This is a genomic window from Nonomuraea sp. NPDC059023 (assembly GCF_042740095.1).
GTDB lineage: Bacteria > Actinomycetota > Actinomycetes > Streptosporangiales > Streptosporangiaceae > Nonomuraea.
In genome coordinates, this window is sequence record NZ_JBHYIO010000041.1 from 56,758 (window position 1) to 76,398 (window position 19,641).

Sequence of the window (19,641 nt, forward strand, 5' to 3'; positions counted from 1 at the left end):
TAACCTGATGGAATGGATGTGGACACACGGCTCGTCCGCTCCTTCCTCGCCGTCGCCGAGGAGGGCAACCTGACCAGGGCCGCCGAGCGGCTCTACGTGTCCCAGCCCGCGCTGACCAAGCAGATCAAGAGCCTGGAGACGCAGCTCGGCGTGCGGCTGTTCACCCGCTCGCGGGCCGGGATGGCGCTCACCGAGGCGGGGCGGGCGTTGCGCGAGCGGGCGCCCGGCATGCTGGCCGCCTGCGACCAGGCGCTGCGCGAGACGAAGAGCGCCGCGAGCATGGCCGCCCGCGTGCTGAGGGTCGGGTTCCTGGCCAGCGCGGCCAACGAGGCCACGCCGGACATCGTCGCCGCGTTCGGCCGGCTGCGTCCCGGCTGGCGGGTGGAGATGCGACAGGCCGCCTGGTCCGACCCGAGTGCCGGGCTGGCGGACGGCGAGGTGGACGCGGCCCTGCTCCGCCTGCCGTTCCCCGGACAGGAAGCGCTGCGGCACGAGGTGCTGCTTGAGGAGCCGCGCTGGGTCGCGCTGCCCTCCTCCCACCCGCTCGCCGTACGCGCCGAGATCGCCTTCGCCGACCTGTGGGACGAGGCCTTCGTCGCCGCGCCGCAGGAGACCGGCCCGTGGCGCGACTACTGGCTGGCCGCCGACGAGCGCGACGGCCGCCCGCCGCGCGTCGGCGCCACCACCGAACAGCCCGACGCCTGGCTCCAGGCCATCGCCAACGGGTACGGCGTCGCCCTCGCCCCCGCCTCATCGGCCCGCTACTACGCCCGGCCCGGGGTCACCTATCGCCCGGTGACCGGCGTCAGCCCGACCCGGGTCGGCATCGCCTGGCCACCCGCCGCCGACACCGACCCCGTCGTCCAGGACTTCGTACGCTGCTGCCGGGACGCCTGCGGGTAGGGCTCATGCGGCGGGCTTCATGCAGTGGGCAGGCCCATACAGCGCGTAGGGCTCTTTCAGCGGGTGGGGCTCTTTCAGTCGTCGGTGAACTGCTCGGCGGCGGTGCGGCCGGCGCCGGTGGTGCGCTGGAGAAACCCGGCGATGAGCGCGAGCTCGCTGTCGGTGTAGTCCTCGCAGAGCGCGTCCATCTGCGCGTTCATGCCGGAGAAGAGCCGGTAGACCTCCCGGTTGCGTTCGCGGCGGGCCCGCACGGTGATGGCGCGGCGGTCGGGGCCGTCGGGGTCGCGTTCGCGCACGATCCAGCCGCCGCGCTGGAGCCGGTCGAGGATGCCGGTCAGCGTGGCGGGGTGCAGACCGGCCTGGCGCGCCAGCGCGCCGGGGGTGAGCGGGCCGTGCCGGTTGAGCAGGTCGAGGCAGCTCCAGTCGACGTCCTTGAGGTTGACCTGCGCACCGATCTGGCGGTTGAGCAGTGCCAGCTGGATGTTCAGGTCGCGCAGGGACTCCTTGACCGCCCTGACGACCCGCCTCCGCTCACGCGGATCACCTTCTACGAAACTCATATCGTATGACTCTCAAACTATATGTTACGGTTTTCATATGATACGACTTCCGAACGCCACCGTCCTGGTAACCGGAGCCACCGGCATCGTCGGCCGCCCGCTGATCGACCTCCTGCTCGCCCAGGGAGCCAAGGTGCGCGCGGTGACCCGCGACGCGCGCGCCGCCGCCCTGCCCGACGGGGTCGACGTCGTGGAGGGCGACCCGGCCGGCGCCCTGGACGGCGTCTCCAGCCTGTTCCTCAACCCGCGCGCCCTCGGCCTGCACCCCGACCCGCGCGCCGTCACGGCCGCCGCCGACCGACTGCTGAGCCTGGCCCGCGAGCACGGGGTCGGGCGGGTGGTCACCATGTCCGCCCTGAACGTCGACCACGACCTCGACGAGCAGCCCTCCCGGCTGCGCGGCGAGTACAACAAGGAGACCGAGGCGGCCGTCACGGCCTCCGGCATGGAGTGGACGGCCCTGCGCTCCGGCTACTACGCCGTCAACACGATCGGCTCGTGGGCCACCCAGATCCGCGCCGGTGACACCGTGCGCGGCGCGTACGCCGCGGCGGCATGGGCGCCCCTGCACGAGCGCGACCTCGCCGCCGTGGCCGCGCACGCCCTGCTCACCGGCGACCTGGCCGGCGAACGCCCGGTCCTGACCGGCCCCCGGGCCCTCACCCAACAGGAGATGATCGAGACCATCGGCGCGGCGATCGGCCGGCCGCTGCGCTTCGAGGAGGTGGCGCCGGAAGCCGCGCGGCAGGGGTTCCTGCGCGCCGGGATACCCGAGGCGCTGGCCGACGGCTTCCTGACCCTGCAGGCCCGCTCCTACCTCCAGCACGACCTGGTCACCGGCGAGGTCGAGAGAATCCTCGGCCGCCCCGGACTCACCTTCACCGAATGGGCCACCGAACACGCCACCGACTTCCACCCATAGCCGCCACAAGACCCAAAAGCCCATAGCCGCCGCCTCAAGAGGCTGTGGCGGCCCCAGAGGGCCATGGACGCCTTGGAGCGGCCTAAAGGCAGGAGGCCCGGGGTACGCCGCGGAGCCGGGAGAGACTGGGGAGACCGGGGAGGCTGGGGAGAGCGGCCAAGGCTGGGAGACCGGGAGGCCGCGGGACCGGGAGACCGGGGAGGGTGTGGAGGCTTTAGAGGGTGGCGGGGGTGGGTTCGGCTAGGTGGGTGGCCTGGCGTCCTGTCTGGGTCCAGTACCAGCCGAGCGAGCCCGTGAGCCGCGTGGCCAGGCGGGTGTCGCCCAGCAGTTCGGCCGCCTCCCGTGCGCCGCGCAGGTTGGCGCTCTCCACGTCCAGCCGGCTCACCCAGCGGTGCCGGGCGGGACCCGACCTGTACGCCTCGGCGCACTCGGCGAGCTGCGTGTAGTACGTGGCATACCACCGCAGGACGAGGTCATGCTCGCCCGACTCGCGCAGCCGTTCCATGCCATAGGCGGACACGGACTCCAGCAGCCGGTACCGCCCCCCGGAGCGCACGACCAACGACCGGTCCACCAGCCGGGCCAGCAGGTCGGCGACGCCGGCCGGGTCGAGGTGGTCGGGCCCGAGCCCGGCCGCCTGCGCCTCTGCGGCCAGTTCGACGTCACCGGGCGGGCCGCCGGGCAGCGGCATGGGCACCGCGCACACCCGTTCCGCCGCCTCCAGCGTGCACCCGCCCACCTGTACGGCCAGCCGCCGCAACACCACGCGCTCCGGCTCGCTGAGCAGGTCCCAGCTCCAGTCGATGGCCGCCTTGAGCGTGCGCTGATGGGCGGGCCCGGCCCGGCGTCCGGCCGACAGCAGCCGGAACCGGTCATCCAGCCGGTCGGCCAGGGCACGGATGCCCATCGAACGCACCCGGGCCGCCGCCAGCTCCAGGGCCAGCGGGATGCCGTCCAGCCGGCGGCAGATCACCTCGACGGCTTCGGCGTCCCGGGGCGGTAGCGGCGTACCGGGGAGGGCTCGGGTGGTGAACAGGCGCGCGGCGGCGGCGGGATCCAGCGGCGCGACCTCCCGCACGACCTCGCCCGCGACGCCCAGCGGCTCCCTGCTGGTGGCCAGGACGCGCAGGTCCGGTGCGGCGCGCAGCAGCAGGTCGGCGAGCTTGGCCACGGGCTCGACGACGTGCTCGCAGTTGTCGAGGATCAGCAGCGCCCGCCGTGTACCCAGGGCGGCGGCGAGGTCGCCGTCGTCACGCAGCCCGAGCGCCGCGGCCACCATCCCGGGCACCTCCGGCTCCGAGGAGGCGGACAGCTCCACCAGATGGGCGCCGTCGGGGAAGCCGTCGGACAGGCGGCGGGCGGCTTCCAGAGCCAGGCGGCTCTTGCCCACCCCGCCGCTGCCGGTCAGCGTGACCAGGCGGGCCGAGGCGGGCAGGCCGAGCAGGTCGGCCAGCGCCTTTTCCCTGCCGACGAGTTCGGTCAGCGGCTCGGGCAGGCGGGCGGGCGCGGGCGCCGGGGCGGGCGCGGGGCGGCGGAGGGCGGGGCGCTGTTCGAGGATCGCCTGGTGCAGGGCGGCGAGTTCGGGGGCGGTGTCGAGGCCCAGCTCCTCGCGCTTGCGCTCACGCAGGGCGCGGTAGACCTCCAGGGCGTCGGCCTGCCGTCCCGACCGGTAGAGGGCGCGCATGAGCAGCGCGTGGAAACGTTCCCGCAGCGGGTGCTGGGCGGTGAGCTCGCTCAGCTCGCCGACCAGCGCGGCGTCCTGGCCGAGCGCGAGCCGTACGTCGGCATAGTCCTCGACGGCGGCCAGGCGCTGCTCCTCCAGCCGGAGGGCGGTCCTGTGCACGAGCGGCGAGTCGGCGAAGTCGGCGAACGCGGGCCCGCGCCACCACGCCAGCGCCTCGGCGAGCACGGCGGCCCGCTCGCCGGGCCCGCCGGACGCGAGGCCGGGGCCGCCCGTGGACGGGAGGCGGTCCAGGGTCGCCTGGAAGCGGTGCGCGTCGGTGTCGGCCTCGATCAGGTAGCCGGGCGCGCGGGTGACGACGAGCAGCCTGGCCCCGGGCTCGGCCTCGTCCAGCGCCCGGCGCAGCTGCGACACCTTGGCGCGCAGCGCGGCCAGCGGGTTGCCCGGCGGTTCTGGCCCCCAGAGGCTCTCGATCAGCCGTACCGCCGGAACGACCCGCCCGTTGTGGGCGAGCAGCCCGGCCAGCAGGGCCCGCACCTTGCGCTCGGGCACCCCCACGGCACGGCCGTCGGCGATCACCTCAAGCGGCCCCAACACGGCGAAGCGCATGAAGCTCACCCTAAACACCTCCGAACATTTCCCGAACGTCCGCCCTTGAGGCTGATCACATGACTACTACTGTTCCCCGTACCGGGGCCGGGGCGTGGCTGGGGCTGTCCGTGCTCGCCCTGGCCACGTTGTTGCTCGCTGTGGACAACACCGTTCTGCTGCTGGCTCTGCCCCATCTGGCCGCCGATCTGAATCCCAGCGCCACCGAGCTGCTGTGGATCACCGACGTGTACGGCTTCATGATCGCCGGATTCATCATCACCATGGGCTCGCTCGGCGACCGGATCGGACGGCGCAGGCTGCTGCTGATCGGCTCGATCATGTTCGGCGCCGCCTCCGCGCTGGCCGCCTACTCCACCTCGACGACCATGCTGATCGTCGCGCGGGTGCTCCTGGGCGTCGCCGGGGCGGCGATCGGGCCGTCGGCGCTGGCGCTGGTGGCCGGGTTGTTCCCGGGGGCCAGGCAGCGGGCCATCGCGATCGGCGTGTTCACCGCGTGCTTCATGGGCGGGGCGGCGGCCGGGCCGGTGATCGGCGGGCTGCTGCTGGAGCACTTCTGGTGGGGGTCGGTGTTCCTGATGGGCGTGCCGATCATGGCGTTGGTCGTGCTCGGCGGGCTCGCCTATCTGCCGGAGACCGGGGGCGGCGGCTCGGCCCGGCTCGACCTGGCCAGCGTTGCCCTGTCGATGGCCGCGCTCCTGCCGCTCGTCTACGGGCTGAAGGAACTGGCCGACGATCCCGGCCAGGTGGTGGCGTACGTGGCCGTTCTGGTCGGGCTGGTGTGCGGCGCGGCGTTCGTACGGCGGCAGCGCACGCTGGCCGAGCCGCTGCTGGACATGAGCCTGTTCGCCAACCGGTCGTTCAGGACGGCGCTGCTGATCCTGGCGCTGGCGATGGTGACGCAGGGCGGCGTGTACCTGTTCGTGAGCCAGCACCTCCAGCTCGTCGAGGGCCTGTCGCCGCTGAGCGCCGGGCTGTGGATGGCGCTGCCCGCGCTCGGCCTGGTCGGCGGCTCGCTCGCGGCACCGGTGATCGCCGGAAGGTTCCGGCCCGGACTCGTGGTCGGGGTGGGGCTCGTGGTGTCGGCGGCCGGCTTCGTCGTGATGGTGGCCGGCGACGGGCTCGTCATGCTCTTCACCGGCGTCACGATCGCCTTCCTCGGTATGGCTCCCGTGGGCGCCCTGGGTCTCGGCCTCATCGTGGGTTCGGCGCCGGAGGAACGGGCCGGGTCCGCCTCGGCCATCGGGGAGTGCGGCGGCGAGCTGGGCATCGCGCTCGGCGTCGCGCTGCTCGGCAGCGTCGGCACCGCCGTCTATGGCGGCCTCGCCACCTCACCGCAGGCGGGCGACTCGCTCAGCGAGGCACTCGACGCCGCCTCCGGCCTCGCTCCCGCGCAGGCCGCCGCCCTGATCGCGGAGGCGCAGGGCGCGTTCACCCAGGGGCTGGTCGTCGTCTCGGTCATCAGCGCGGTGATCGTGCTCGCCCTGGCCGTCTCCTCCCTGACCCTGCTCAGGCACCTACGCCCGATCGGGCAGTCGGGCGACGGCGCGACGATCCTGCGCGAACGCTGACCCGCTGGCGTTCCCTGTCACATCTCCCGATCGACGTGGAAGCGGAACCACCGAGAAGGAGAAACCCATGAGAAAGATCGTCGCCGGCCTGTTCGTCTCGCTCGACGGAGTGGTGGAGGCGCCGGACAAGTGGCACTTCCCCTACGTCAACGACGAGCTGACCGGAGCCGTCATGGCCCAGCAGCAGGGCGCCGACACCCTGCTGCTCGGCCGGGCCACCTACGAGGTGTTCGCCGCGTCCTGGCCGCACCGCAGCGACCCGATGGCCGACCACCTCAACAACGTCCGCAAGCTGGTCGTCTCCACCACGCTGCCCAGCGCCGACTGGAACAACTCCACCCTGATCAGCGGCGACGCGATCGAGGAGCTGCGCCGGATCAAGGAGGGGCCCGGCGGGAACATCGGCATGACCGGCAGCGTCACGCTGACCCGCGCCCTGCTCGGCGCGGGTCTCGTCAACGACCTGCACCTGTACGTCCACCCGATCGTGCTGGGCCCGGGGACCCGCCTGTTCGACGAGACGGCGGAACGGCTGCCGCTCAGGCTGGCCGGCTCCGCCACCTTCACCACCGGCGTCGTCCACCTTCACTACCAGCCCGCGTGATCAGCCCGCGTTGCTGATCACGCGCTGCGGAGTCAGCCGGATCACCACGCGGACCGCCTCCTCTGGCAACTCCAGGTACGCCCGCCCGGCGCCCTCGCCCTCGTACTTCTCCGCCAGCTCCACCGCCAGCCGCCGGCCCTCGTCCTCGGTGACCGTCGTCAGGCCGCGGACCTCGACGTACCGGTCGGGGTCCGTGAGCTCGAACACGCTCAGGCTGGCCCGCGGGTCGCGCTCCAGGTTGGTGACCTTGCGCCGGCCCGACTGGGAGGAGATCACGACGTCGTCACCGTCCGTGCCCACCCACACGACGGAGGTCTGCGGACTGCCGTCGGGGTTGAGGGTGGCCAGAATGCCGATGTTGGGAGCGTCGAGGATCTTTCTGGCGGTGTCACTCAGAGACAAGTTCATGACCGGATCACATCACACAGGCACCCGGCGCGGGGATCCCGCACCGGGTGCCTGCCACAAGACGTCAACCGGGAGAACGGCTACCGGCGGCCGGACGTACGGTCATCGTCGTCGTCCTCAGCGCCGTAGTCATCGGCGTAATCGGCATAGCGATCCGCCAGCTCATCGTTGAGGTCGTCGGCGTCGTCGTCGGTCTGGCCGGAGTCTCCGACCCCGAGTTCATCGCGAAGACGTTCAAGATCTGTGCCACCGCTGTTGTACTTCAGCTGGCGAGCAACCTTGACCTGCTTGGCCTTTGCTCGGCCGCGCCCCATTGGCTCGACCCCCTCGTGTGGGGTCGTCCCCGACCCCTCGTCGCTAACGCACCACTCGCTGACGCCGCTGTCTTCGGACGTCAGCCTCTCGTTCGCCTATTACCGTACCTGTTTTGTGCCCAGCTCGGTACGTCGTATGGGCGCGGGGCGTCAGGCGCCCAGCCAAATGCCCCTGATTCGCCCGACTTCCGACATTCTGCGCTCCGCCAGCCTATCGGCTGCCACCGCAGGAGGTACGCCCTCCTCAGCGGCGATTCCGAAGATCTTCAAGGTCGTGTCGTAGATCTTGGCGGCCCTGGACCGCGCGCGGTCCATGTTGAAGCCCTCGATCTCGTCGGCGACCTGGATGACCCCGCCGGAGTTCACCACGTAGTCGGGAGCGTAGAGGATGCCCCGGTCGGCGAGCTGCTTCTCCACGCCGGGGTGGGCGAGCTGGTTGTTGGCGGCGCCGCACACGATCTTGGCACGGAGCGTCTCCACCACCGCGTCGGTCAGCGCGCCGCCCAGGGCGCACGGGGCGAAGACGTCGATGTCGGAGACGGCCATGGCGGCGGCGTCTGCCACCACCTCGACCTCCGGATGGCGCTGGCGCACCCGCTCGATCGCCTCCTGGCTGACGTCGCAGACGACCACCTCGGCGCCGTCCTCGCGCAACAGGTCGACGAGCCGGTGACCGACCTTGCCCACGCCCTCGACGCCGACCCGCCTGCCGTGCAGGGACGGCGTGCCGTAGACCCGCTCGGCCGAGGCGCGCATGCCCTGGAAGACGCCGAACGAGGTGAGGATCGAAGAGTCTCCGGCGCCGCCGTGCTCCACGGTGCGGCCGGTGACGAAACGCGACTCCCTGGCGACGATGTCCATGTCGGGGCTGTAGGTGCCCACGTCGCAGGCGGTGATGTAACGTCCGCCGAGCGACTGGATGAAGCGGCCGTAGGCCCGTAGCAGAGGCTCGGACTTCTGTGTCGCGGGGTCGCCGATGATGACGGCCTTGCCGCCGCCGTGGTCGAGGCCGGCGAGGGCGTTCTTGTACGCCATGCCCTTGGCCAGGTTGAGCACGTCGGCCAGCGCGGCCGCCTCACTCTCGTAGGGGTAGAAACGTGTACCCCCGAGTGCGGGCCCGAGCTGGGTGTTGTGGATCGCGATGATCGCGCGGAGGCCGCTCTGCTCGTCGGCGCAGAAGACGACCTGTTCGTGTACGTCCTTGTGGGACGTGCCGAAGACGTCGGTCACGGTAGTGACTCCCTGTCCGGTTCCGCCGCATCTTCGCGGCGGAGATCACCTCTCAGGGTAGTGGCAGCAACGGTGCAAGCAGGCTGTCTTCATGACACGATGCCTTCCGTGCTGCCCTACGCCGCGTACCTCCGCGTCTATGAGCCGCTGACCGCCTTCAGCGAGTCTGAGCGGAAGGTCTGGGCCGAATACGCCGAGTCGCGTGACCGCCCCCGCCGGGCGAACGCGCTGCAGGCCGAGCACGGCGAGTCCGTCCGGCGCCTGCTCGGCATGCCGCCGAACCCCGCACCGGCCCAGGAGAGCCCCAACGCCTATTTGCGCCGCGTTGAGGATCGTCTCTATGTCTGCCCCTGGCAGACGCGGCTGCGCTCGTGGCTGGCGTTCTCACGGCTGCGCGGGACGGTTCCCGTGAAGATGATGGACCGATTGGTCCCGAAGACGATCGCCGAGCAGACGGCCGACGACTTCGACCGGTTCAAGCGCACGGGCGGCTCCTCGGTGCTGCGCACCCACATCAGGACCACGACCTGGCACGTGCCACCGGCGTGGTTCATCCCCTTCGACGGCAACGAGCGGTGGCTGGTGCTGGGCTCGACGCCGCCCAAGGGCCAGGACCTCACCACCACGACCGGCCGCAATCTCATCTACGTGACCTCCATGGCGCAGGCCAGGCGGCGCTCGGCCAAGGCGCTCCAGGTGCTGCGCAAGCATCTGGGGGACGTGGCGGCGGGTCTGGACGTGGAGGACGTGGCCCGCTGGCTGGAGGAGTTCCATCCGCACTCGCTGGTGGAGCTCGACTACGGCGGCCTCGTCCATCTGATGGACGACGACGCGCTCCAGGCGGACCAGTCTGTAGCGGAGCTTTCTGCGGCTTTGACCGGATTGGACACGGGTCAAGAAGAACTTGCGTTCGCGATGTATCAGCGGGTGATCTTGCGCTGGAAGTCAATGCAACTTCTGGAATCTGCCAACTGAACCCCATACAGGGGTCCTGACCAGCAAGAGCACGGCATGAGTGGGTCACGTGTCACGCCTGCTGGCTTCTGCGAACTGAGTAGTTTGCCGTTTTCACTGCGATACCACGAAACGTGTCGCTAGAATCACCGAGCGTGACATCGCCATGTGGGCGGGCAGTTGGGTCAAAGAAGGGCTCGCCAATCGCTCTGCGTGGCGGTATGGTCACTTCGGGTGATGCCGCATATGGCTCAGAAAAGCCGCACGCTCTGGGCTATAGGGGGACATCCGTGACACGCGCAAAGGCAGTCGCAGGGATCGCAGATGCCGGTCCACACGGAGGAGAGGCCGCACAAATGTCAGCTCGTACACCCGAGGCCGAGCCACTGCTCACGCCCGCCGAGGTCGCGACCATGTTCAGGGTCGACCCCAAGACCGTTACCCGGTGGGCCAAGGCGGGCAAGTTGACGTCGATTCGCACCCTCGGCGGTCACCGGCGATACCGGGAGACCGAGGTCCGCGCGCTGCTGGCGGGGATTCCGCAGCAGCGCTCGGAGTAACTCCGAGGTCGTCACGGACCTATAGGGGGGTTTCACGGTGGGCCAGGGTCTCCGGCCCGGTCCACCCGCGTGACGACGTCATGTCGCCCCGCGCGTCGGGGGACGCATACGGGAGTTGGCGCCGCCCGCCCGGCGCCATCCTTCCCACTCCTGGGCGGCCCGCTCTCCTGGCGCGAGAGCCGGGCGAGAGAGCCGGCGCGAGAGCATGGCGCGACCGCCCGTTCAGGCGGGGAACTGCTGGTGGGCCAGGCCTTCGAAGAGGGTGCGCACCTCGCGGTCGTAGTTCGCCGCGACGCCGAGCAAGGCGATCATGTGGTCCACGAGCATCTTCTCCAGCACGGGACGCTCGATGTCGCGGTGCTCCAGCCAGTCGAGCCCGGCCGTCTCCACCGAGGCGATCCACGACACGATCGTGGTGCGCAGCACCGGCGAGGGCTGCTCGACGCGCATCTGCTTCTGGATGAGGCGGAACAACCGCTGCCGGACCCCGTCGACGATCTCGCCGACCTCGCCGGCCCGGTTGGCCGGCCCGCCACGCAGCAGCGCGGCGAACCCGGCCGCGTGCTCTTCCACGAAGTCGAAGTAGCGCCTGAGCCCGGCGGCCAACTCGTCGAGCGGCCTGCCGCCCTCCTGCGGCCGAAGCCGGGACTCCAACTGTTGTGCCGCGCTTTTCAGCGCGGCGACATAGAGCTCCTGCTTGCCGCCGAAATAGTGGTACACGAGCGCCCGTGAGGCGCCCGCGGCGCTGGCCACGTCGTCGATGGAGACGTCTTCCGCATCGCGCTTACTGAACAGCTCAAGCGCCGCCGCCATGAGCTCTTCGCGACGCCGGTCGACGCTGAGCCTGCGCCGTGCAGGGCGCGCTGCTTCGGCGGAGGACTTCCCGGGTGTCACACCTGCACAGTATCCGACTCCATGCCCAATAACGGCCGCCTGCCGTCCGGGTCAACATCAGGCTTACCTCATGAAAGCCGTACCCTGCGGCGAACTCGATCGTTCTGTGAGGCAGGTGCCCGTATCCGCATCGCGGGGGAGACACATGTCAGGACCGCCCGTCAACACGACCGTCGCCGAGGTAGACACCCTGCCCCGGCCCAGGCCAACCATCCGCAACGTCGCCGAGCGAGCAGGCGTCTCGAAATCGCTCGTCTCACTCGTGCTGCGTGGGTCGCCCCACGTGAGCGAGCATCGGCGACAGGCGGTGCTAGCCGCCGCACGCGAGCTCGGCTACCGCCCCAATGCCGTGGCGCGCAGCCTCGTCGAAGGCCGTACCCATCTCGTCGGCGCGCTCGTCGCCGACCTACACAACCCGTTCTACGCCGAGTTCCTGGACGGTCTCCAGGAAAGTCTGCACGGCGACGGGCTACGCATGCTGATCGGCAACAGCCAGTGGGACCCCGCGTTCGAGGACGAAGCGGTGGAAGCCTTCCTGGAGCTCCGGGTCGACGGCCTGGTGCTCTTAGGCATAGCCCCGACCAGCGAAACCCTCATCGAGGCGACCTCCTACACGCCCACGGTCGTCGTAGGGGAACGTGACATCGAGCTCGACGGCGTCGACATCGTGGTCGACGACGATCAGCTCGGCGCCCGGCTGGCCATCGACCACCTGGTCGAACACGGCCACAAGCGCATCGCCCACATCGAGGGCAACCGCTCCTCGCGCTGCGAGGGGTATCTGGTCGCGATGCGGCGGCACGCGCTGGCGCCGTACATCATGGTCGAGCACGCCGAGTGCTCGGAGGAAAGCGGCAGGGAGGCGGCGACGGCGCTGCTGACCCGTGAGCCGCGGCCCACCGCGATCTTCGCGGCCAATGACATGGTCGCGCTGGGTGTCATGTCGGCGGCGGTGGATCTGGGGCTGCGCATCCCCGAGGATCTGTCGGTGATCGGCTACGACAACACGCATCTCGCGGCCTCACGCCACATCTCACTCACCTCGGTCGACCAGCCCAGACGTACGATGGGCCGCTCGGCCGCCGCCCTGCTCAGCGACCGCATCGGCGACCCCGCGAAGGCCTCCCGGCTGCGCGAGGTCACCCCAGAGCTGATCGTACGGCGGAGCACGGGACCGGCCTAAAGAGCTACCCAAGGGCTGGTCAATCCCGGATGCCATGGCGAGTCTCCCCGCTTTACTCGTCAGCGTCATGGCGTCATTTCCGGGGGGAACAGTCATGCGTGATCCAGAACTGGTGTCCTGTGCCCAGCGCGCGGCGGCCGAGCTCGAACGCGCCTGGGCACACTGGCGCGCCGGCAGGGGCAGGGGGAGCGACGTCGGCGCCGAGTCCGTGGCCAGTTACGTCGCCCACTCCCTCGACCATCCGTGGGGCCGCCCGCGCGTGGTTCTCGGCCTCGACGCGGAGGACGCGAGGGACCTCGCGGCCCTCCTCCAGCGGCAGGAAGTGGGGGAACACGTCTGGTGAGACCGGATCGTGACGTACCTTGGAGCTCATGCGTGCTCTACCTGCCACCGTTCTCGCCCTGCTCGGCCTGACCGCCGCCGCTTGTGGCGGCGTCGCCAACAGTGACGCCGCGGGCGGTCAGGACCTGGCCGTGTCGGCACAACCACAGCAACCCGCGCGGGCCGCGACCACCGAGGCCAGGAAGCCGCTCGACGGCAAGGTCATCGTCATCGACCCCGGCCACAACGGCGGCAACTTCCGCGACCCCAAGGCCGTCAACCGCAAGGTGAACGTGCTGACCAAGTGGAAGGCCTGCGACACCACCGGTACGGAGACCGCCGACCGTTACACCGAGGCGGCCTTCACCTGGGACGTGTCCAACCGCCTGGTCAAGATCCTCAAGCAGCGCGGCGCGAGTGTGAAGCTGACCAGGGCCGACAACGACAGCGTGGGCCCGTGCATCACCGAGCGCGCGGCGATCGGGAACAAGGCCAAGGCCGACGCCGCGCTCTCGGTGCACGCCGACGGCTCCTCGCCGGGCAACAAGGGCTTCCACGTGATCATGCCTGAGAAGATCAACGGGCCGGTGGACCCGGTGGTGGGCGACTCCAAGAAGCTCGGCCTCGCGGTACGGCAGGCGTTCAAGACCGGCACGGGCCTGCCGTACTCGACCTACATCGGCAAGGACGCCCTCGACTTCCGCAACGACCTCGGCGGGCTCAACCTCTCGACGGTGCCGAAGATCTTCGTCGAGTGCGGGAACATGAAGAACGCCGGCGAGGCGGCGAAGTTCCGCGACCCCGAGTTCCGGCAGCGCATCGCGTTGGCGTTGGCCAACGGGTTGCAGCAGTATCTCAAGGCATGATCCCTCGCCCCAATCTGCTCAGCCAGCTGTCCGGCTCCTACGAGCTGACCACGGGCGCCGTGGTGTCCGGCCCCGCCGACCTCGTCGAGGCGGTACGCCTGGCGCTGCCCGTCCTCGACCTGCGGCCGGGTGACTCCGGCGCCGTCGACATCCGGCTCGACCCGGCCCTGGGGCCCGAGTCGTACCGGCTGACGGCCGGCTCGCGGGGCGTCGAGATCTCGGCCGGCGACCGGGCGGGGGCGTTCTACGCCGGGCAGTCGCTGCACCAGTTGCTGCCCGACGCCTCCTACCGGCGTACGCCGGGGGCGGAGTGGAGGGTGCCCGGCGTGCGGATCGAGGACGCGCCGCGCTACTCCTGGCGCGGCCTGCACGTGGACGTGGCACGGCACTTCTTCCCCAAGCGGGAGATCCTGCGCGTCGTCGACCTGATGGCCGTGCACAAGCTGAACCGGCTCCACCTCCACCTGGTCGACGACCAGGGCTGGCGGGTGGAGAGCCGGGCCTTCCCGCGCCTGCACGAGGTGGCCTCGCACCGCCCGCGCACCGCGACGCATCACTACCGGGAGCCCGAGTCGTTCGACGACCTCCCGCACGGCGGCTACTACACGCTGGACGACCTCGCGGAGATCGCCGGGTACGCGCGGGCGCGGGCGGTCACGATCGTGCCCGAGATCGACGTGCCGGGGCACGCGTCGGCGATCCTGGCCGCCTACCCCGAGTTCGGGGCCACGGGCGAGCCGGTCGAGGTGCTGGAGCGGTGGGGCATCTCCCCCGCGATCCTGTCGCCGCTGCCGGCGACGGTCGGCTTCCTGACCACGATCTTCGACGAACTGCTGGGCGCGCTGGGCGAGACGCCGTACGTGCACGTCGGCGGGGACGAGGTCGTCCTCGACCAGTGGGACGCCTCCCCCGAGATCACCGCCTACGCGCGAGAGCTGGGGCTGGAGTCGGTGGCGGCGCTGCACGCGTGGTTCCTGCGGAGGCTGGCGGACGTGCTGGCCGAGCGGGGCACGCGGGCCGTGGTGTGGGACGAGGCGTTCGTCGCCGGTGACCTGCGGCCGGACACGCTCGTCATGCCGTGGCGCGGCATGCCGGTCGGCCGGCGGGCCGCAGCGGCCGGCCACGACGTGGTGGCCACGCCGGTCTTCCCGCTGTACTTCGACTACGCCGAGGCCGCCTCGTCCGACGAGCCGATGGCGATCGGCGACGCGGTCACCGTCGCGGACGTGGCCGCCTTCGACCCCGCGCCGGCCACCTGGTCGCTCGCCGAGCGCAGGCACGTGCTCGGGCTCCAGGCACAGCTGTGGAGCGAGCGCATCCCGGACGCCCGCACGCTGGACTACAAGGCGTGGCCCCGGGCGTGCGCGCTGGCCGAGGTGGGCTGGTCGGGTGCCGCGGGTCCCGATTTCCCCGAACGGCTCCGCGCCCACCTGGGGCGGCTGGACGCGCTCGGGGTGGAGTACCGGCCGCTGGAGGGGCCGAGGCCGTGGCAGCGCCGCCGTCCCCACCGGCCGGGCGTGGTCTCGGTGGCCGAGGTCATGAACCACGTGGAACAGATGGCCGAGAGCGCCACCTCGACCCGGCCCAGCATGTGAGTCAGGCGACCTGGTAGCCGGCTTCCTTGATGGCGGCGCGGATGAGGGAGTCGTCGGCCGCGCCGGTGACCGCGACGCGGCCGGAGGCCAGGTCGACGTCCACGGCTGTGACGCCGGGGACCTCCCCCACCTCTTCCTTCACGGAGGCGACGCAGTGGCCGCAGGTCATGCCGGTGACGGTGTACGTGGTGCTCATGGGAACAAGCGTATGCCCCCGGCCGGTATGCAGGGGGCGGTTGCCGTACAACCTCAGTGTCCTTCTTCGCGGGCGAACCTGGGGAGCAGGAACGAGAGCGCGAACGTGGCGGCCAGCAGCCCGATCTCCACGGCGATCGTGATCTGGAGGGCGTCGGGGAAGGCCATCCGGCTCTTGAGCAGGTTGAAGAACAGCGTCCCGAGTACGGCGGCGCCGAGCGCGCCACCGAGCTGCTGGACTGCGGTGAGGGTGCCGGAGGCCGAGCCGGACTCGTGGGGTTCGACGCCGGCCAGGATGATGTCGAAGAACGGGGCCATGGTCAGACCCATGCCGATGCCGACCAGGGCGAGCCCGGGGGCCAGCTCCCAGTAGCCGATCTGCGTGCCGTTCAGGTGGATGAACAGGGCGAGGACGGCGGCGCCGAGCGCCATCACGACCGCGCCGATCTGCATGAGGCCGCGACCGAGCCTGGCCTGCAGGCCGGACATCGCGAGGCCGAAGCCGATCACGCCGCCGACGGCCTGCGGGAGGCCGGCCATGCCGGCCTGGAGCGGTCCCCAGCCGAGACCGACCTGGGTGAAGAGGTTGAAGACCACGCCGAACCCGACCATGCCGGAGAAGAACGCGAGCCCGGCGATGAGGCCGGTGGTGAAGGCGCGCTTGCGGAAGAGGGCGGGCACGACGAGCGGGTCCTTGCCGTTGCGGACGCGGGCGCTCTCGTAGCGGCCGAAGAGGGCGAAGACGACGATCGAGGCGGCCATGGAGACGAAGGTCCAGGCGGGCCAGTCGTGCTCCTGTCCCTGGATGAGCGGGAAGATCAGCAGGAACGCGGCCACCGAGACCAGGAGCATGCCGACGAGGTCGAGCCTGGTGGCGTTGGAGAGCCGGTACTCCGGCAGGAACTTGATCGCGGCGAACGCGGCGGCCAGGCCGAGCGGCAGGTTGATCAGGAAGATCATGCGCCAGCCGGTGCCGAAGAGGTCGGCGTCGATGAGCCAGCCGGCCAGCACGGGGCCGCCGACGGACGAGATGGTCATGACGGGCCCGAAGGCGGCGAACGCCTTGCCGATCTCCTTCGGCGGGAACATCTCCTTGATCAGGCCGAGGCCCTGGGGGATCATCACGGCGCCGAACAAGCCCTGCACGACGCGGAAGACGATCAGCATCTCGGGACTGCCGCTGATGCCGCACAGCAGTGAGGCGGCGGTGAAGCCGAAGGCGCCGATCACGAACATGCGCTTGCGGCCGTAGAGGTCGCCGAGGCGGCCTCCGGTGATCAGGCCGACGGCCATGGCCAGCGCGTAGCCGGCGGTCAGCCACTGGACCATCGCGTTCGAGCCGCCCAGCTCACGCTGGATGGTCGGGGCGGCGATCGTGGTGATCAGCGCGTCGAGCAGGTCCATCACCTCGGCGGCGAGGATGACGAAGAGGGCGACCCAGCGCCATCTGTAGGGCTGGACGTCTGCGGGGGTCCCCGCGGGGGCGGTGACGGTCATGCGTACTCCTAGAGAAGAAACATCGTTCTTAGAACGAACAGCGTTCGTGTACGGACACTGTTCTAATGACGAACGGCGTTCGTGTCAAGTACACTGTTCCACGAGGAGGAGAACATGACGTCAGTGCCCACCCCGCCGTGGCGCAAGTCGCCCAAACCGGTGAAACAGCAGCTCAGTCAGGCGTTGATCGTGGAGACCGGGTTGCGGATCCTCGACGCGGAAGGACTCGACGCGCTGAGCATGCGCAGGGTCGCCCAGGAGCTCGACACGGGCCCGGCCTCGCTGTACGCGCACGTGTCCAACAAGGAAGAGCTGCTGGAGCTGATCTACGACCTGGTTCTCGGCGAGATCGAGGTAGGCGAGGCCGACCCGGCCAACTGGAAGGCGCAACTGCGTGAGTACGCGATGGAGTCGCATCGGGTCCTGGCCCGCCACGCCGACATCGCCAGGGCTGCCATGGCGGCCGTGCCGACCGGACCCAACGCGCTGCGGCTCGGCGAGTACATGATGGCGTTGCTGATCTCGGCGGGGATGGATCCGCGCGACGCCTCGTTCGGGGTGGACCGGCTGTCGCTGTACATCGCCGGCGACGCCTACGAGGGCTCGCTGCACTACGCGCGGATGCGAGCCAGAGGCCTGAACGACCGGGAGACCTACCTCAACAGCTTCGTGGGCCAGATCAAGGACTACTACAGATCGCTGCCGCCCGAGCGGTTTCCCATGCTCGTGACCTATGTGGACGAGCTGACCGACCCCGACGGGGAGGCCCGGTTCGAGTACGGGCTCGACCTGTTGATCGATGGCATGGCGGCCCGGATGAAGTAGACGCGCTCGTATGCGATCAAGCGTTCAGGCCATGGACCGTCTCAGGGCGAGTGCGTCACGATAGTCGCATGATGACACTCGCTCTGATCACCCTCGTCCTGCACGGCGCCATCGCCGGCCTCTTCTACACCTTCTCGATGTCGGTCATGCCCGGACTCAACGCGATCGACCCGGCCCAGGCCGAGACGGCCATGCGGAGCATCAACCGGAAGATCCTCAACCCGTGGCTCTACATCCCCTTCATGGGGGCTCCGGTCGCGGCCCTGGCGGCCGGGTTCCTCGCGGGCTCCCCGGCCGCCCTGTGGTTCTTCCTCGCCGCCGGCGTCAACTTCGTCGGCTCGTTCCTGGTCACCGTCGCCATCAACGTGCCGATGAACAACAAGCTCGACGCGGGCACGATGACCTACCCGGAGTACTCGCCCCGGTGGACGGGGTGGAACACGCTGCGCGCGGTGGCCGGCTTCGCCTCGGTCGTGCTGGTCGGCATCGGTATCGCCTACCTGTAGGCGGCTACATGTTGATCATGTGGCCGGCCAGACCGTGGACGGCCTCCTTGACGGCCTCGCCGAGCGTGGGGTGGGCGTGGATGTTACGCCCCACCTCATGCACGGTGAGGTCCCACTGCTGTGCCAGGGTCAGCTCGGGCAGCAGCTCGGTGACCTCGGGGCCGATCAGGTGGGCACCGATGATCTCGCCGTGGGTGTCGTCCGCGATGATCTTGACGAAGCCGTTGGCGTCGCCCAGGCCGTGGGCCTTGCCGTTCGCGGTGAACGGGAACTTCTGCACCTTGACGTCGTACCCCAGGTCGCGGGCCTGGGCTTCGGTGTATCCGAAGCTGGCGACCTGCGGCTGGCAGTACGTGGCCCGCGGCACCATCGCGAAGTCGATCTCCATCGTCTCCGCGCCCGCGATCGTCTCAGCCGCGACGACCGCCATGGCCTCGGCGGCATGCGCCAGCATGAGCTTCGCCGTGACGTCGCCGATGGCGTAGATGTGCGGCACGTTGGTACGGCCCCGGCCGTCCACCTGGATGGCGCCCCTGTCGGTGAGCGCGACCCCGGTCTTCTCCAGGCCGTAACCCTCGACCCGAGCCTGGAAGCCGATCGCCTGCAGGACCTTGTCCGCTTCGAGCACCTGGGTCTGCTGGTCGCGGGTGACCGTGACCTTGACCGAGGAGCCGGTGTCCTCGATGTTCTCCACGCGGGTCGAGGTGAGCACCTCGATGCCGAGCCGCTTGTAGCGCTTGGCCAGTTCCGCGGAGACCTCTTCGTCCTCGAGCGGCACGACCCGGTCGAGGAACTCCACGATCGTCACCTTGACGCCGTAGTTGTGCAGCACGTAGGCGAACTCGACGCCGATGGCGCCCGCGCCGGCGATGATGATGCTGCCCGGCAGGTCCTCGCTGAGGATCTGCTCCTCGTACGTCACGACCCGCTCCGACAGCGAGGTGCCGGGGATGAGCCGGGTGGTGGCGCCGGCCGCGATGATGCAGTGGCCGAAGGTGACCGTCTCGCCGTTCACCTGCAGGGTGTTGGCGTCGAGGAACTGGCCACGGCCGTTGTACTCCGTGATGCCGTTCTTCTTCATCAGGAAGTGCACGCCCTTGACCCGGCCGTCGGCCACCTTGCGGCTGCGCTGGAAGGCGGCGCCGTAGTCGAAGGTGACCTCGCCGCTGATGCCGAAGGTCTTGGCCTCCTTGGTGAAGATGTGGGCCAGCTCGGCATTGCGCAGTAGCGCCTTGGAGGGGATACAGCCCACGTTCAGGCAGACGCCACCCCAGTACTTCTCCTCGATGACCGCAGCCTTGAGGCCAAGCTGGGCGGCGCGGACCGCAGCCGTGTATCCCCCGGGTCCAGCGCCGAGAACGACGACGTCATAGTGAGTGCTCATGCGTCGGACGATACCGCCCGCCGGACCCCCACCTTGTACGGCACTGCCAGGGGCCAAGA

General features: G+C 70.1%; 21 protein-coding genes. 12 read left to right on the plus strand and 9 right to left on the minus strand.

The features are described from left to right. Positions 1-12 precede the first annotated feature (12 nt). Entirely contained in the window at positions 13-903 is an 891-nt protein-coding gene (locus ACFWYW_RS47410) for a LysR family transcriptional regulator (protein ID WP_379614040.1), read from the plus strand. A 74-nt stretch (positions 904-977) separates the two neighbouring features. Here ACFWYW_RS47410 and ACFWYW_RS47415 read toward each other — a convergent pair whose 3' ends face one another. Further along, positions 978-1,463 carry a MarR family winged helix-turn-helix transcriptional regulator gene (locus ACFWYW_RS47415; protein ID WP_379614042.1) on the minus strand — a complete coding sequence of 162 codons (486 nt, stop codon included), beginning with the start codon at positions 1,461-1,463 and terminating at the stop codon, positions 978-980. Positions 1,464-1,500: 37 nt separating this feature from the next. Between ACFWYW_RS47415 and ACFWYW_RS47420 the strand changes: the two genes are divergently transcribed. After that, entirely contained in the window at positions 1,501-2,385 is an 885-nt protein-coding gene (locus tag ACFWYW_RS47420) for an NAD(P)H-binding protein (protein WP_379614044.1), read from the plus strand. A 214-nt stretch (positions 2,386-2,599) separates the two neighbouring features. Here ACFWYW_RS47420 and ACFWYW_RS47425 read toward each other — a convergent pair whose 3' ends face one another. Next, entirely contained in the window at positions 2,600-4,675 is a 2,076-nt protein-coding gene (locus ACFWYW_RS47425) for a BTAD domain-containing putative transcriptional regulator (RefSeq protein WP_379614046.1), read from the minus strand. Positions 4,676-4,734: 59 nt separating this feature from the next. Here ACFWYW_RS47425 and ACFWYW_RS47430 point away from each other — a divergent pair, with 59 nt between their 5' ends. Then, positions 4,735-6,246, plus strand: coding sequence for an MFS transporter (locus ACFWYW_RS47430; protein ID WP_379614048.1), 1,512 nt, complete (start codon positions 4,735-4,737; stop codon positions 6,244-6,246). Positions 6,247-6,313: 67 nt separating this feature from the next. Next, positions 6,314-6,850: a dihydrofolate reductase family protein gene (locus ACFWYW_RS47435; protein WP_379614050.1), complete on the plus strand. Its 537-nt coding sequence runs from the start codon at positions 6,314-6,316 to the stop codon at positions 6,848-6,850. Here ACFWYW_RS47435 and ACFWYW_RS47440 read toward each other — a convergent pair whose 3' ends face one another. The 3 genes from ACFWYW_RS47440 to ACFWYW_RS47450 all read right to left on the minus strand — a co-directional run bounded on the left by ACFWYW_RS47440 (position 6,851) and on the right by ACFWYW_RS47450 (position 8,802). After that, entirely contained in the window at positions 6,851-7,258 is a 408-nt protein-coding gene (locus ACFWYW_RS47440) for a PPOX class F420-dependent oxidoreductase (RefSeq protein ID WP_379614052.1), read from the minus strand. A gap of 80 nt (positions 7,259-7,338) precedes the next feature. After that, a complete protein-coding gene (locus ACFWYW_RS47445) occupies positions 7,339-7,572 on the minus strand; it encodes a DUF3073 domain-containing protein (RefSeq protein ID WP_379614054.1) in 234 nt (77 codons plus the stop codon). A 150-nt stretch (positions 7,573-7,722) separates the two neighbouring features. Beyond that, a complete protein-coding gene (locus ACFWYW_RS47450; RefSeq protein WP_379614056.1) occupies positions 7,723-8,802 on the minus strand; it encodes a Leu/Phe/Val dehydrogenase in 1,080 nt (359 codons plus the stop codon). A 108-nt stretch (positions 8,803-8,910) separates the two neighbouring features. On the opposite strand from ACFWYW_RS47450, the gene ACFWYW_RS47455 reads away from it, so the two are divergent. Then, a complete protein-coding gene (locus ACFWYW_RS47455; RefSeq protein WP_379614342.1) occupies positions 8,911-9,777 on the plus strand; it encodes a hypothetical protein in 867 nt (288 codons plus the stop codon). 335 nt (positions 9,778-10,112) lie between these two features. After that, positions 10,113-10,316: a developmental transcriptional regulator BldC gene (gene bldC / locus ACFWYW_RS47460; RefSeq protein WP_013133571.1), complete on the plus strand. Its 204-nt coding sequence runs from the start codon at positions 10,113-10,115 to the stop codon at positions 10,314-10,316. A gap of 222 nt (positions 10,317-10,538) precedes the next feature. On the opposite strand, the gene ACFWYW_RS47465 is transcribed toward bldC, so the two are convergent. Next, positions 10,539-11,210, minus strand: coding sequence for a TetR/AcrR family transcriptional regulator (locus tag ACFWYW_RS47465; RefSeq protein ID WP_379614058.1), 672 nt, complete (start codon positions 11,208-11,210; stop codon positions 10,539-10,541). A 145-nt stretch (positions 11,211-11,355) separates the two neighbouring features. On the opposite strand from ACFWYW_RS47465, the gene ACFWYW_RS47470 reads away from it, so the two are divergent. The 4 genes from ACFWYW_RS47470 to ACFWYW_RS47485 all read left to right on the plus strand — a co-directional run bounded on the left by ACFWYW_RS47470 (position 11,356) and on the right by ACFWYW_RS47485 (position 15,175). Beyond that, positions 11,356-12,393: a LacI family DNA-binding transcriptional regulator gene (locus ACFWYW_RS47470; RefSeq protein WP_379614060.1), complete on the plus strand. Its 1,038-nt coding sequence runs from the start codon at positions 11,356-11,358 to the stop codon at positions 12,391-12,393. A gap of 94 nt (positions 12,394-12,487) precedes the next feature. After that, positions 12,488-12,736: a hypothetical protein gene (locus tag ACFWYW_RS47475; RefSeq protein WP_379614062.1), complete on the plus strand. Its 249-nt coding sequence runs from the start codon at positions 12,488-12,490 to the stop codon at positions 12,734-12,736. A gap of 28 nt (positions 12,737-12,764) precedes the next feature. Beyond that, positions 12,765-13,580: an N-acetylmuramoyl-L-alanine amidase gene (locus ACFWYW_RS47480; RefSeq protein ID WP_379614064.1), complete on the plus strand. Its 816-nt coding sequence runs from the start codon at positions 12,765-12,767 to the stop codon at positions 13,578-13,580. After that, entirely contained in the window at positions 13,577-15,175 is a 1,599-nt protein-coding gene (locus ACFWYW_RS47485; RefSeq protein ID WP_379614066.1) for a beta-N-acetylhexosaminidase, read from the plus strand. Before ACFWYW_RS47480 ends, ACFWYW_RS47485 begins: the two co-directional genes overlap by 4 nt. Position 15,176: 1 nt before the next feature. On the opposite strand, the gene ACFWYW_RS47490 is transcribed toward ACFWYW_RS47485, so the two are convergent. Together ACFWYW_RS47490 and ACFWYW_RS47495 are read right to left on the minus strand one after the other, a co-directional pair. Further along, the gene (locus ACFWYW_RS47490) at positions 15,177-15,371 is read right to left on the minus strand and encodes a heavy-metal-associated domain-containing protein (RefSeq protein ID WP_379614068.1); all 195 of its coding nucleotides are present in this window, start codon (positions 15,369-15,371) and stop codon (positions 15,177-15,179) included. A gap of 53 nt (positions 15,372-15,424) precedes the next feature. Further along, the gene (locus ACFWYW_RS47495) at positions 15,425-16,867 is read right to left on the minus strand and encodes a DHA2 family efflux MFS transporter permease subunit (RefSeq protein WP_379614070.1); all 1,443 of its coding nucleotides are present in this window, start codon (positions 16,865-16,867) and stop codon (positions 15,425-15,427) included. 114 nt (positions 16,868-16,981) lie between these two features. Between ACFWYW_RS47495 and ACFWYW_RS47500 the strand changes: the two genes are divergently transcribed. Further along, entirely contained in the window at positions 16,982-17,692 is a 711-nt protein-coding gene (locus ACFWYW_RS47500) for a TetR/AcrR family transcriptional regulator (RefSeq protein ID WP_379614072.1), read from the plus strand. A 68-nt stretch (positions 17,693-17,760) separates the two neighbouring features. Further along, positions 17,761-18,198 (plus strand): DUF1772 domain-containing protein, encoded by a 438-nt coding sequence (locus ACFWYW_RS47505; RefSeq protein WP_379614074.1) that lies wholly within the window; start codon positions 17,761-17,763, stop codon positions 18,196-18,198. A gap of 4 nt (positions 18,199-18,202) precedes the next feature. On the opposite strand, the gene lpdA is transcribed toward ACFWYW_RS47505, so the two are convergent. Beyond that, a complete protein-coding gene (gene lpdA / locus ACFWYW_RS47510; protein WP_379614076.1) occupies positions 18,203-19,582 on the minus strand; it encodes a dihydrolipoyl dehydrogenase in 1,380 nt (459 codons plus the stop codon). Positions 19,583-19,641: the final 59 nt, after the last annotated feature.

Coding starts and splice junctions, on each gene's coding strand:
- ACFWYW_RS47410 (WP_379614040.1), top strand. CDS start 13: ATGGATGTGGACACACGGCTCGTCCGCTCCTTCCTCGCCGTCGCCGAG.
- ACFWYW_RS47415 (WP_379614042.1), bottom strand. CDS start 1,463: ATGAGTTTCGTAGAAGGTGATCCGCGTGAGCGGAGGCGGGTCGTCAGG.
- ACFWYW_RS47420 (WP_379614044.1), top strand. CDS start 1,501: ATGATACGACTTCCGAACGCCACCGTCCTGGTAACCGGAGCCACCGGC.
- ACFWYW_RS47425 (WP_379614046.1), bottom strand. CDS start 4,675: ATGCGCTTCGCCGTGTTGGGGCCGCTTGAGGTGATCGCCGACGGCCGT.
- ACFWYW_RS47430 (WP_379614048.1), top strand. CDS start 4,735: ATGACTACTACTGTTCCCCGTACCGGGGCCGGGGCGTGGCTGGGGCTG.
- ACFWYW_RS47435 (WP_379614050.1), top strand. CDS start 6,314: ATGAGAAAGATCGTCGCCGGCCTGTTCGTCTCGCTCGACGGAGTGGTG.
- ACFWYW_RS47440 (WP_379614052.1), bottom strand. CDS start 7,258: ATGAACTTGTCTCTGAGTGACACCGCCAGAAAGATCCTCGACGCTCCC.
- ACFWYW_RS47445 (WP_379614054.1), bottom strand. CDS start 7,572: ATGGGGCGCGGCCGAGCAAAGGCCAAGCAGGTCAAGGTTGCTCGCCAG.
- bldC (WP_013133571.1), top strand. CDS start 10,113: ATGTCAGCTCGTACACCCGAGGCCGAGCCACTGCTCACGCCCGCCGAG.
- ACFWYW_RS47470 (WP_379614060.1), top strand. CDS start 11,356: ATGTCAGGACCGCCCGTCAACACGACCGTCGCCGAGGTAGACACCCTG.
- ACFWYW_RS47475 (WP_379614062.1), top strand. CDS start 12,488: ATGCGTGATCCAGAACTGGTGTCCTGTGCCCAGCGCGCGGCGGCCGAG.
- ACFWYW_RS47480 (WP_379614064.1), top strand. CDS start 12,765: ATGCGTGCTCTACCTGCCACCGTTCTCGCCCTGCTCGGCCTGACCGCC.
- ACFWYW_RS47485 (WP_379614066.1), top strand. CDS start 13,577: ATGATCCCTCGCCCCAATCTGCTCAGCCAGCTGTCCGGCTCCTACGAG.
- ACFWYW_RS47490 (WP_379614068.1), bottom strand. CDS start 15,371: ATGAGCACCACGTACACCGTCACCGGCATGACCTGCGGCCACTGCGTC.
- ACFWYW_RS47495 (WP_379614070.1), bottom strand. CDS start 16,867: ATGACCGTCACCGCCCCCGCGGGGACCCCCGCAGACGTCCAGCCCTAC.
- ACFWYW_RS47500 (WP_379614072.1), top strand. CDS start 16,982: ATGACGTCAGTGCCCACCCCGCCGTGGCGCAAGTCGCCCAAACCGGTG.
- ACFWYW_RS47505 (WP_379614074.1), top strand. CDS start 17,761: ATGATGACACTCGCTCTGATCACCCTCGTCCTGCACGGCGCCATCGCC.
- lpdA (WP_379614076.1), bottom strand. CDS start 19,582: ATGAGCACTCACTATGACGTCGTCGTTCTCGGCGCTGGACCCGGGGGA.